The organism is Dyadobacter pollutisoli (genome assembly GCF_026625565.1).
GTDB classification, from domain to species: domain Bacteria; phylum Bacteroidota; class Bacteroidia; order Cytophagales; family Spirosomataceae; genus Dyadobacter; species Dyadobacter pollutisoli.
The window spans coordinates 4144180-4156667 of record NZ_CP112998.1 but is presented as its reverse complement, the minus strand read 5'-3'; the positions used below and the strand labels follow the sequence as shown (position 1 = coordinate 4156667).

Annotated in this window: 12 protein-coding genes; all 12 read left to right on the top strand. The window is 45.5% G+C overall.

What is annotated here, in order from left to right:
* The first annotated feature begins 16 nt into the window (after nt 1–16).
* The 12 genes from ON006_RS16995 to ON006_RS16940 all read left to right on the top strand — a co-directional run bounded on the left by ON006_RS16995 (nt 17) and on the right by ON006_RS16940 (nt 12484).
* Nucleotides 17–886 (top strand): hypothetical protein, encoded by an 870-nt coding sequence (locus ON006_RS16995; RefSeq protein WP_244820567.1) that lies wholly within the window; start codon nt 17–19, stop codon nt 884–886.
* Nucleotides 886–1860 carry a CDP-alcohol phosphatidyltransferase family protein gene (locus ON006_RS16990; protein ID WP_244820566.1) on the top strand — a complete coding sequence of 325 codons (975 nt, stop codon included), beginning with the start codon at nt 886–888 and terminating at the stop codon, nt 1858–1860. The genes ON006_RS16995 and ON006_RS16990 overlap by 1 nt, the downstream gene beginning before the upstream one ends.
* A complete protein-coding gene (locus ON006_RS16985; RefSeq protein ID WP_244820565.1) occupies nt 1841–2851 on the top strand; it encodes a lysylphosphatidylglycerol synthase transmembrane domain-containing protein in 1011 nt (336 codons plus the stop codon). Before ON006_RS16990 ends, ON006_RS16985 begins: the two co-directional genes overlap by 20 nt.
* 63 nt (nt 2852–2914) lie before the next feature.
* Complete coding sequence (locus tag ON006_RS16980) at nt 2915–3664, top strand: HAD family hydrolase (protein WP_244820564.1); 750 nt, start codon at nt 2915–2917, stop codon at nt 3662–3664.
* Nucleotides 3665–3721: 57 nt separating this feature from the next.
* Nucleotides 3722–4630, top strand: coding sequence for a PfkB family carbohydrate kinase (locus tag ON006_RS16975; RefSeq protein WP_244820563.1), 909 nt, complete (start codon nt 3722–3724; stop codon nt 4628–4630).
* Nucleotides 4631–4645: 15 nt separating this feature from the next.
* Nucleotides 4646–5218: a DUF4833 domain-containing protein gene (locus ON006_RS16970; RefSeq protein ID WP_244820562.1), complete on the top strand. Its 573-nt coding sequence runs from the start codon at nt 4646–4648 to the stop codon at nt 5216–5218.
* Between the two features lies 1 nt (nt 5219).
* Complete coding sequence (locus ON006_RS16965) at nt 5220–5858, top strand: sterol desaturase family protein (protein WP_244820561.1); 639 nt, start codon at nt 5220–5222, stop codon at nt 5856–5858.
* Between the two features lie 11 nt (nt 5859–5869).
* Nucleotides 5870–6619: a carboxy-S-adenosyl-L-methionine synthase CmoA gene (cmoA, locus tag ON006_RS16960; RefSeq protein WP_244820560.1), complete on the top strand. Its 750-nt coding sequence runs from the start codon at nt 5870–5872 to the stop codon at nt 6617–6619.
* Nucleotides 6616–7344 (top strand): methyltransferase family protein, encoded by a 729-nt coding sequence (locus ON006_RS16955; protein ID WP_244820559.1) that lies wholly within the window; start codon nt 6616–6618, stop codon nt 7342–7344. The genes cmoA and ON006_RS16955 overlap by 4 nt, the downstream gene beginning before the upstream one ends.
* Nucleotides 7345–7406: 62 nt before the next feature.
* Nucleotides 7407–8684 carry an NAD(P)/FAD-dependent oxidoreductase gene (locus ON006_RS16950; RefSeq protein ID WP_244820558.1) on the top strand — a complete coding sequence of 426 codons (1278 nt, stop codon included), beginning with the start codon at nt 7407–7409 and terminating at the stop codon, nt 8682–8684.
* Between the two features lie 111 nt (nt 8685–8795).
* A complete protein-coding gene (locus ON006_RS16945) occupies nt 8796–11201 on the top strand; it encodes a GAF domain-containing protein (RefSeq protein ID WP_244820557.1) in 2406 nt (801 codons plus the stop codon).
* 44 nt (nt 11202–11245) lie between these two features.
* Entirely contained in the window at nt 11246–12484 is a 1239-nt protein-coding gene (locus tag ON006_RS16940) for a Pycsar system effector family protein (protein ID WP_244820556.1), read from the top strand.
* Nucleotides 12485–12488 lie beyond the last annotated feature (4 nt).

Genomic DNA, 12488 nt, shown 5'->3' with positions numbered 1-12488 from the left:
CCGGTCGTCAGCGTACATGAATGAATTAGAAATACTGGGCGTTCACCGTAATAAAAAGTTTTCGCCTAACCACATTGGTAATGATGATGCGATTTTTTCTCTGACAGCAAAAGAGCTTGAAAAACTAGGATGTAAGGTCATCATTTGCTGCGAGGATGAATTTTTGGCGATGGAGCATGTAGCGCCGAAAAAAGTGTTCACCATGGCCCGTCAAAAGGAAGTAGTGAGCAAGTTGCAGGTTTTGGAAAAGAATGGGACACAGGTTTTGAACTCCGCATTTGGCATTGAAAACTGTTTCAGGACGAACCTTACCAATGCATTGAACCTGAATAATATCCCGGTAGCGGAAAGTTACATTGTACCGACCAGCTATCAGGATGACGAAGTTTTTGATAAAATAACAGGGAAAGGTTACTGGATCAAGCGGGGAGATTTTCATGCGATCCATAAAGAAGACGTTTCCTTCGCGGTTTCCAAGGCGGAAGCAAAGGAGATATTGAGAGAATACGCATTACGTGACATTCCTGACGCGGTGATTTCCAAACACCTGATCGGGGACCTCGTGAAGTTTTACGGGGTGCGTGGTACTGAGTTTTTCTTTTGGTTTTATCCCTATGATAACAACCATCACAAGTATTCGGAGTACCAGGACATCAATGGTGACTCGGTTTATTACCCGTTTGACGCGTTGAAATTGAAAGATGTGGCGACAGAAGCGGCAGGTGTGGTAGGAATTGAAATTTACGGTGGGGATGCGATTGTTGGCAAAGACGGCCAATTCCGTATCATCGACCTGAACGACTGGCCGAGTTTCGCGCCTTGCCGGGATCAGGCAGCCGGCCACATTGCAAGCATGCTATATCAGAAATTTACAAACCCCAATTAATGGACACAACCAGCACTGGAAATACAGTAAAAAAGGAAGCTGAAAAAGAGGTTTCCGCATTCGAAAATTCGCTCAAATCCAATGATACGGAAGAGCAGATCGACATTTGGTTTTATCGCCCGATTGGCTATCAGATTGCCTTGTTTTGCGCTAAAATCGGTTTGCGGCCTAACCCGGTAACCATTATCAGCATATTTTTTGGCGTAGGGGCGGGTATTTTGTTCTATTACCAGGAGTTGTGGATCAATGTGATCGGGATGCTTTTGCTGGTTTTTGCCAATTCGCTGGATAGCGCCGACGGGCAGCTGGCCAGGATGACGAATGATAAAAGCAGGCTGGGCAGGATACTGGACGGAGCGGCCGGGGATTTCTGGTTCATCGCGATCCACATTGCGATCTGTTTGAGAAGTCAGAACGAAGGATGGAGTGCATGGATATGGGTACCGGGTGTGCTGGCCGGCGCATCGCACGTGGTACAATCGGCTATGGCAGATTATTACCGCAATGTGCATTTGTTCTTTATTAAAGGAACATCAGGCAGCGAACTTGACAATAGCGCGGAGCTGCAAAAAGAGTATGACAGCCTGAGCTGGTCGAAGGATTTCGGAATGAAATTCATTGCCCGTACTTATCTGAACTATACCAAGTTACAGGAGAGCTTTTCACCCAATCTGCAAAAGTTGCTGGCCTTGGTGAGGGGAAAATATAAGAATGGATTACCGCAGACATTGGTAACGGATTTCCGGGCTCAAAACAAGCCGCTGATGAAGTATACCAACATTGTACAGTTCAATACGCGGGTGCTTTTTCTGTTCCTGTGGCTGTTTCTGGACCAGTCGTGGATCTATTTTTTCTTTGATATGTTCGTCCTCAACCCGATCCTCGTGTATATGATCGTGAACCAGGAAAAAGTGAGCCGTTATTTTTATCAGCAGATTTCAACTGAGAAAACGAATGGGTACCAAAGCGTATAAAGCCCTTTTCATGGCGATTGGCATCATTTCACTGGGCTATATGATTTATGGCACGGGGCTGATCGTGATTTGGGATAACGTTCGAAGGACTGGTATTTGGTTTGTTCCGGTGATTGGCAGCTGGCTTTTAATTTATATACTGAATGCATTTGCTTTCCGCGCTATCATTCGCGAGCCCGGGTTACCCGAAAGCAACCTGTCGTTCTGGGCGGTGTTGAGGCTTACCATTTCGGGTTATGCGATCAATTACATTACGCCGTTTGTGGCGCTGGGCGGGGAACCTTACCGGATACTGGAACTGAAACCTGCGCTAGGGATACAAAAAGCAACGTCGTCGGTGCTGCTTTACAGTTTAATGCACATGTTTTCGCATGTATTGTTCTGGCTGGCATCTATTTTACTGATCGTAGCGGTGGTTCCGCTGAGCAATGTAATGCTGGCTGGTTGCGGAGTACTGCTGATCACGGGCCTGGTGCTTGGGTACTGGTTTATTAATGTGTATAAAAAGGGTTTTACGGTAAGTACCTTCCGTTTGCTTGAAAAAGTACCTTTTATCAAAACCAGAGCACGGGAATTTGCATTGAAGAATGCTGAAAACCTATACGAGGTAGACGAGCAGATACGGGTACTGTACGCCGAGCGCAGAAATGTTTTTTACGCTTCCCTGTTCTACGAATTTGTAGCACGGGTAATTGGCTGTTTGGAAATTTACTTTACAGCACACGCTATCGGGATGGAAATGAGCTTGTCGCAATCGCTGATCGTTAGTTCAGGTTCGTCATTATTTGCCAACCTGATCTTCTTTTTTCCAATGCAGCTGGGTACCCGCGAGGGAGGACTTGCGCTGGCTTTGAGAAGTGTAGGATTACCGGCTGCCCAGGGAATTTTCATAGGAGTAGTGCTCAGGATAAGGGAGATAGTGTGGATCATCATTGGTCTGGCGTTGATGAGCAAGAAGGTGAAAGTGGAGGAAGAAGTGGTTTTGCAGTAGGCTTCGGCGGTCGGCTGTCAGATCAGTAATATATGAATTAGGATTTTTTTAGAAACTCGATAAATGTCTGACGGCCGACAGCCGACAGCCGAAGTACAAATGATTAAAGGAATTTTACTTGATTACGGTGGTACGATAGATACCAACGGCCTGCATTGGGCCAATGTTTTGTGGGAAAGCTACCAGAATAATCAGGTAAATGTGGACAGGGATGCATTCGCAAATGCATATAAATTCGGAGAGCGGGCATTAGCCATCAAACCGATCATTGAGCCACATCATGTTTTCTATGATGTTTTGTTCCTGAAAGTAGAGCAGCAGTTTGCTTTTTTGAAGGAAAACGGACACCAGGTAAATGACGAGGCGATTGAAGCAATTGCGACTGAATGTAACCTTTTTGCACGCACTACTGTTGAAAAAGCTGCGCCGGTTTTAGCAAAACTTTCGCAAAACTACCCTCTCGTGATGGTTTCCAATTTTTATGGAAACATTCAGAACGTTTTGAAGGATTTTGGCATTGCCCATTACTTTCAGGCTGTGGTCGAATCTGCTGTGGTCGGCGTCCGGAAGCCCGATCCGCAAATTTACCAGCTGGGAATTGATTCGCTCGGCTTTCTTCCTGACGAATGCGTGGTGATCGGGGATTCATATTCCAAGGACATCATTCCTGCAAAAGAATTGGGCTGCAAGGCATTATGGCTCAATGTGAAAGGCTGGGAGGATGCCGCTGACCACGAGCAGAAAATTTCGGTTGCAGACGTTGAGATCACCGATTTTGACCAGACACCGGAAGCAATAAGAAGTCTGGATTAGTTGTCAACTTTTGTCATGGCAAGAAGCACAGTGACGAAATTAAATTAAAAAATTACCATGTACGACATTTGTACCATAGGGCATATTACACTGGATAAGGTAGTTACGGCCCAATCTGTCAAATACATGCCCGGCGGTACCTCGTTTTATTTTTCCAAGGCACTCCGGCAGTTTGATTTAAAATATATGCTGGTTACCGCATTGGCTGAGGAGGAAAGCCACATTGTGGCCGGTTTGCGGGATGAAAAAATAGAGGTTTTTTCTCAGAACAGCCCTTATACCGTTTACTTCGAAAATATTTACAGTGCCAATCAGGACCATCGCGAGCAGAATGTGCTGCATAAGGCTGCACCATTCACGGTAGCGCAGATGCCTGCGATCGACGCCAAAATTTTTCACCTGGGACCATTGCTTTCCGACGATATCACGGTCGATCTAGTGAAATCACTCGCTTCCAAAGGAATCGTTTCACTGGATATTCAGGGATACCTGAGGTATGTGAAGGACAAAAAGGTGTTGTACAAAGACTGGGCTGATAAGAAAGAAGCATTGGCGCATGTTTCCATTCTCAAAGCCAATGAATTTGAAATGGAAGTGGTAACAGGCACCAGCGATGTACGCGAAGGCGCACAGTACCTGGCCGGCCTGGGCGTGAAAGAAGTCATTATTACGTTGGGCAGCAAAGGTTCATTGATCTTCAAAGACAACCATTTTTTCCAGATACCAGCTTACAGGCCATCGGCTGTGGTAGATGCAACGGGTTGTGGCGATACCTATATGGCGGGGTACCTGAGTAAAAAAGTAGCAGGAGCAGGAGTACAGGAAGCCGGTGAGTTTGGTGCGGCCATGGCCACATTGAAGATCCAGTCTTCGGGGCCATTTTCAGGCGATGCCGAAATGGTGGAGGAGGTGCTCAGGTATGGTGAATGTGACAGAGAAGTGATTGCCCAGGCAATTTATTTATAGAAGCTTACAACAGTTATGAAATACGCAGTCAGCATGTTAATGGCACTTTGCCTATTGCTTGTTTCGTATTCAGGTAGCTATTCTTCGGACAAAAAGTCGAGCGGGACGGTAGCAGAGCCAGACGAATTCCCGGTACCGAAGAATGTCCCCGGATTGCTTTTTTATATTCAGCGTGACCCGAATACGAATACAATTTGTTATCAGCTTAATCTGGATCAGCAGGGCCGGTTAAGTGAGAAGAATCCTGTTAATATGTTCTGGATTCGTTATCCGGAAGGAGGAGGCCGGAAGGAGCTCAACTATCTGCAGCGGAAATTTGCTTATGGGATCAATTCCAAAGCAACCGGTAATGCAAGTTATGAGCTCAGGTCCGTCGCTTACTCCAAGATGCCCCTGTATCTGCGCAGGGACAGCAAGAATGAATATCACGTTTATGCCAGCATCGATAAAAAGGAATGTATCCTTACCCGGGTTTTTATCCGGATCGACGGTGGGACATTCTGGTCGCCCAATGTGCTATACATAGAACTGAAGGGTACCGAAACAGCCACCGGTAAAACCATTATTCAACGTATTAAACCGTCGTGACATGGCTAAAAATTATGTCTCCAACGAAACGGAATCTTCAAGAATGTTTAAGAGTAATTTTCTTGAATCGCTTTCCAAAGTCCATTTTAGTGTTCCACTCTTCATTTTCGTTCCGGTAATCATTTATTTTTCATGGAAATCACTGGCCGCCGGGGGCCTCGCCTGGTATGATTTTATTCTCACTGTTTTGGGCGGACTGTTTGTCTGGACCTTTACAGAGTATTTCATGCACCGATTTGTTTTTCATTTTAATCCGCAGGGAAAGATGATGGAACGTATTCATTTTATTTTCCACGGGGTGCATCATGATTATCCTAATGATGCCAAGAGGCTGGTAATGCCGCCGTCGGTAAGTATTCCGCTGGCGACCGGTTTCTATTTTCTGTTTACACTATTCATGGGAGAATATCATGTTGCTGCATTCTTTTCGGGATTTATGACTGGCTATCTTTTTTATGATATGAGCCATTACGCGCTCCATCATGCCAATTTCAAATCCCCGTTTTGGAAAAAACTAAAGAAGCATCATATGCAACATCATTATTCGGATGCTAGTAAAGGTTACGGAGTTAGTTCAGATATTTGGGACAGGGTCTTTGACTCAAATGAAAAACGCTCGGACAAATCTCACTCAATCTAACCTATTACCTTATGAAGAATGTTGGAAATGCCAATCAGGACCAGGTTTTTAAGGATGAAATCATGAAAGTTTCCGATTTCAAGTTCGGGACGACAGTGGTAAATGTTTTTGATGACATGGTAAGCAGATCAGTGCCGTTCTATGGCGAAACTCAGCGAATGCTGGCCGAGATAGCGGCTGATCACGTTAAAGAAGGAAGCTTTGTTTATGATCTGGGTTGTTCTACGGGTACGACCCTCATCGAGGTAGACAAGCTGATGTCCTCTGATATACGGTTCGTTGGCATTGACGAATCACGGGAAATGCTGGACAAATGCGACTTGAAGTTAAAAGAGGCCGGTTTTGCCCGTCCATACGATCTGATAGCGGGTGATCTGCATCAGGAGCTTCCGATCCAAAATGCGTCCGTGGTGATCTTGTGCCTGACACTTCAATTTGTACGGCCGCTGTACCGGGAGAGGTTGCTTCGTAATATTTACAATGGTCTGAACCCCGGCGGCGTGCTGCTGCTGGTGGAGAAGGTGCTGGCAGAAAGCAGCGTCTTCAACCGTGATTTTATCAAATACTATTACAATTACAAACGCCGCAACCATTACAGTGAAATGGAGATCTCGCAGAAGCGGGAGGCGCTTGAAAACGTTTTAATCCCATATAAGTTATCTGAAAATACGCTCCTGTTGAAGGAAGCAGGTTTCGCGGACTGCGAAGTCTTTTTCAAATGGTACAATTTTTCAGGAATGATAGCTTATAAAAAACTATGATCACGATCGGTAATTTCTTTTTTACATACAGGAACGGTTTGTTCATCATGCTGTACCTCTTACTTTTTGTGCCTTCTCCAATGCTTTTCAGCCCGGAGAAATTTGGAGAAAAATATTACCTGTTCCCGGTCATTCTTGGCCTGCTGGTCACCTTTGCCGGAGAGCTCATCCGCGGTATCACGATCGGGCTCGCTTACATCATCCGCGGTGGCAGGGACAGGAAAGTGTACGCCGACAAGCTGGTGACAGAGGGCATATTCAGGCATTGCCGTAACCCGCTTTATGTGGGGAATATACTGATGTTGCTTGGTGTAGGGATTTTGTCCAACTCGTTGTTTTATGTAGTAATTGTAATGCCGCTGTTCCTTTTTATCTATCAGGCAATCGTTCGGGCAGAGGAAAATTTCCTTCGTAACAAGTTCGGTGCTGATTTCGATAACTACACGAAGCGGGTGAATCGCTGGCTGATCAATTTCAATGGTCTCTCGGAAACATTCAGGGGTATGCGGTTCAACTACAAACGCTGGTTGCTTAAAGAATATAATACGTTGCTGGTGTGGCTGATCGGTATTTTTGCGCTCCTGTTGTTCAGGTATCCGCAGATCGTACCGGACGCCGAGTTCAGAAATACGCTGTTTGGCGCGATCGTGGTTTTTCTATTGGTGTTATACGGATATATCAAGTATCTCAAAAAGTCAGGAAAGATGACTGACAGCATGGCTTAGTACTTTTTCCCTCCCTCTTCTTGATTAAAAAAGATAACCCCCTATATTAATTTACTAAAATTATGAAAATCGTAATCGTTGGAGGAGGATTCGCAGGCGTAAACCTGGCGCTTGATCTTGCCAAAAGCAGCAAGTTTGAGGTAACGCTGGTGGATAAGAATAACTATAATTTTTTCCCGCCGCTGATTTATCAGGTAGCCACCGCTTTCCTCGAACCGTCCAGTATCAGCTATCCGTTCCGCAAGCTTTTTTCAGGAAAAGAAAACCTTCATTTCCGTTTGGGAGAGCTGGTGCGGGTGATCCCCGGCGAGAACAAGATTGTACTCGACAACGGTGAAGTGGATTACGATTTTCTGGTTTTCGCAACAGGAGCGGAGACTAACTTCTTTGGGATGGAGAATGTGAAAAGGAACGCCACACCCATGAAAACCCTGGAAGATGCGATTGGAATGAGGAATAAGATGCTGATGCAGATGGAAAAGGCAACGCTGACAGAAGACCCGGCAGAAGTGAAAAAACTGCTGACTGTGGTCATAGCGGGCGGCGGGCCCACCGGGGTTGAGATATCCGGCATGTTTGCAGAAATGCGCAATGGTATTTTAAGGAAAGAGTATCCCGAACTTGCTGGCAAGGGAAGTGAAATTTACCTGGTCGACGGCGGTGATGCCCTGCTTTCGCCAATGAGTGTGAAATCGCAGAAAGATACGTATGAAGCTCTTCGCAAACTGGGTGTCAAGATAAAGCTCAACACGCACGTGGTTGATTTTGTGGATGATAAAGTGTTCTTCTCGGAAGGGGAGACCATTGAAAGTAAAACATTGATATGGGCTGCCGGGGTAACAGGCAAGATATTTGAGGGAATCCCGGCGGAAGCGTACGGGCGTGGTAGAAGGCTGATCGTGGACGCTTATAACAAAGTGACGGGCGCATACAACATTTACGCCATTGGCGATGCCAGCCTGCAAACAACCGACCCCAACTTCCCGAACGGTCACCCGCAGGTAGCACAGGTAGCGATCCAGCAGGGTAAAAACCTGGCCAGGAACTTTGAACTCATTTCAGAGCACCTGCCGTTGAAGCCTTTTGGCTATCATGACAAAGGTTCGATGGCGATCATCGGACGGGCCAAAGCCGTGGTCGATCTGCCTTCGCCCAAGCTGCATTTCAAAGGAATTATTGCATGGCTTGCGTGGTTGTTCATACACCTTATTTCGCTGATCAACCATCGTAACAGAATGAAAACGCTCTACAACTGGATGATCGCGTATTTCACGAAAGATCAGTCGCTCCGGATGATCATTAAACCGTCGGTCACCCAGGAGAAAGTCGAATCGGTTTAAAAGTATTCAATTTCAATATCTAACGTTGGGAGTTTGACAAAAAACACCCAATTTTAATTGCCGGTAGCCTACCGGTCAATCTGGTAGCTTATTGGCCTATATTTATCTTAAATGGAACCGATCACTATTGATGTAACACAAAACACACCATACGGTCTCCAGAAAATTGACTCTTCAATTTCTTTCGGAAAATTTATTGATTTTCTGGAAAATAAAATAAATCAGGAAGAGACGGTAAAAAAAACATTTTTCTCACTGGTTCTTGAAAGACTGAAGGCCAACCCGGCATTCGAATCGGAGATTGAACTCTCCGAAGTCAGTCTGTACAAAGAAGAGCTAAGTTTGATCTATGGCATGCTTATGCCGCCAATTGCTGACGAAAAGGATGTTTTCTGGGCTATGAGTGCCCCGCTGAGCCCCATTGTATTTTACGGTACTTCCGGATTTTATAGCCTGGTTACCGACGACTGCACGGGCGACCTCAGATGCGACCTGATCGAGGACCAGGCCGCAAATTTCAAGCAGAAAACGAAAATGCTGTATTCCTTTATCCTGGAACGGCTCTATCATTTTCCGCCTTTTTATCACAACGACATGATCATCACCTTAAAGGATGATGTTTCAGGTCTGCAGAAATACTACCGCCTCAACATTGACAATCGTTTCTGTGATGTGTACGCCAAAGGCAGCCTACCCGAACTGGACCTGGATTCTATTCGTGCTGATCTGCAGGAGTCTTTTGATGTAAACACATTCACGACGTTGCTTCCCCATTCGCTGTTCAGGTTTGAAGGATTTTCCATAATAACCCTGACGGATGTAACAGCCGAGCACGCTGTCGAAAACATCAAGAACACGATCCTGGACCGCGCTTCATATGATTCTAAAACGTATTTCAATTTCGTGGCCGGCGCGCTGAAAATGGTTGTGGAAAACGCGCGTATTGATTTCGGGTTGATGGCCGTGTTGCGGGTTAATAATAAGCTTGTATTCGACCGTAGCAGTATGCTTTTTAGCAAACTGATGTCGGCTGCTACCGAGAATGATATGGCGGAGGAAACTTACCTGAATATGGCTAATCATTATTTTCAGGCACCAAAACCATTACTAATGCGCAACCTGGGGGCGGAGGATGAGCATAAGCAGGATTTCATCAGGATACTCAAAAATGACGGCGTGGAATCTTACGCGTTGCTGCCGGTATACTACGACAATAAAGTGGTAGGGGTGCTGGAAGTGTATTCCAAGGAGCAAAAAGCCATTGATGAACGCGTACTAGCCAAGCTGGATGTAGCGTTGCCACTGATCGCCCAGATCATGAAGAACTACATCGACGAGTTCAACATGGAAATTGACAATGTGATCAGGGATAAATTTACTTCCCTGCAACCCGCCGTACAATGGCGGTTCCGGGAAACGGCATGGCATTACCTGAGGGACAAATCGCTGGACCCGCAATCCGCGGCCATTGAAAATATCCATTTCAGAGATGTGTTTCCACTCTATGGCGCCATAGACATTCGTAATTCGACCATTGAGCGAAATAGCGCTTTAAGAGACGATCTTCAATTACAATTTAACTTATTGATAGAAACCTTTACTTTTCTGAAACAAAAATTGGGCTTCGGGCTGGCCGACGAAATGATCTATAAATGCAAAAAATGGATCAGCCAGATCAGCGACGATTCTACCGACAATGATGAAATGAAAGTAAGGGATTTCCTGGAAAATGAAGCGCATCCATTTTTGCAGCATTTCAAGGAAGACAGCTTGCAACAGGCCGTTTTTGGACATGGTACTCCCGATCCTGCCGAAAAATTGCTGATCGAAAATATTAACAAATACTTCGAGGTTATCGACGAACACAGGGGTGCTGCTTTTGCCAACAGACGTGCCCTGGAAGCGTCCATGCAGAAGATCAATTCTTCTGTAAATCTCTATCTGGATCTGTTCAGGAAGGAAATTCAGCAATCGTACCCGTGTTATTTTGAAAAATTCAGGACGGACGGCATTGAATATGACATTTACATTGGCCAGTCTATTGAACCGGAGAAAAAATTCAGCGAGCTTTATCTGAAAAATATCCGGCTGTGGCAGCTCACCTCCATGGCAGCAATCGCCAGGATCACCCATTCACTTATTCCGCAAATGGGTAAACCATTGGAAACGACGCAGCTGATATTTATTCATTCGAGTAGTATCGACATTAGTTTCAGGGACGACGAGCGGCGGTTTGATGTGGAAGGAGCTTACAATATTCGCTACCAGGTGATCAAAAAGAGGATCGACAAGGTACACATTAAAGGTACGGGTGAACGCCTGACCCAGCCGGGTAAAATTGCATTGGTATATTTCAATAGTAAATCTGCCGAAGAATATGTAGGTTATGTGAGGTATTTGCAGGAAAAAAATACTTTAAAGGATGATCTTGAATTCCTGGATCTCGAAGAATTGCAGGGTGTGAGCGGTTTGAAAGCATTGAGAATAAGTGTGAACCTGGATTCGGAATGGAATTAGTAGCAGCGTAAAGAAGCGATTCAAATATAATAATTGACCATTCTATGAACTATAACCATCGGCTCGACAAGGTAAAGCATCATGTCCATCACTTTTTCGGAACCAAATCATTGGCGCAGCTGAGCTACCACAATCTCCTTCATACCGAGGCCGTGGTATCCAATGCTGTCAAAATAGCCAATCATTACCGTTTGGAGGACAGGGAGACTTTTATCGTGGTGACGTCGGCATGGTTTCATGATACCGGTTACAGCACAGGCGAGGCGGTGGGGCACGAAAAGAGAGGCGCTGAAATGGCTGAGGAGTTTTTGAAATCAGAGGAGATAGATGATACCGTCATTGAGGAAGTAAAAGGCTGTATTATGGCGACGGTATGGCCGCAAAACCCGGATAATTTCTTACAGCAGATCGTTTGCGACGCGGACCTGTTCCATCTGGGAACTGCTGACTTTGCCGACTGGAACAAGCTGGTGCGGAAGGAAGCAGAGCAGCGGGCCGGTAAAAAAATTGATAAATCCGACTGGCGGAAGAGCACCATTAAATTGCTTGAAACGCATACTTTTCAAACGGACTATTGCCGCGACCTGCTGGATAAGCAGAAAAAGAAAAATCTTGACAAGTTGAGGGAGAAAGAGCAGGAAGATGTTGTCGAGAAGGAAAAGGAAATGGAAGCAGAGACCATTACATTGCCGATCAAGGAGGAAGGGGTGTCATTTCCTGAAATGGCCGAAGGTAAAAAGAGCAAAGCAGACCGGCCTGACAAGGGGATTGAAACCATGTTCAGGATCAGTTCCAATAACCATCAGCGGCTCAGTGATATGGCTGATAACAAGGCACATATCATGATTACGACCACTTCCATTATCATTTCGGTTTTGCTCAGCGTGCTTGTCAGGAAGCTGGAAGACAACACTTACCTGATCATTCCCACGATGTTGTTGCTGACGATCTGTATGATCACCATGGTATTTTCCATTTTGTCGACCAGGCCTACCATCCCGCATGGAACATTCACGCAGGAGGACATTGAGACGAAGAATGTCAACCTGCTATTCTTCGGAAATTTTTACAGAATGTCATTCCATGACTACTCCGTCGGAATGCAGCGCATGATGAATGACCGGGAGTTTTTATACGGGAGCCTTACCAAAGATGTTTATTCTCAGGGCGTTGTGCTAGGTCGTAAATACCGGTTGCTTCGGGTGGCCTATAATGTTTTCATGTTTGGGATAGTTGTGTCCGTGATTGCATTTGTAATTGCTTCCGTACTTTTTGAACATTAATCGC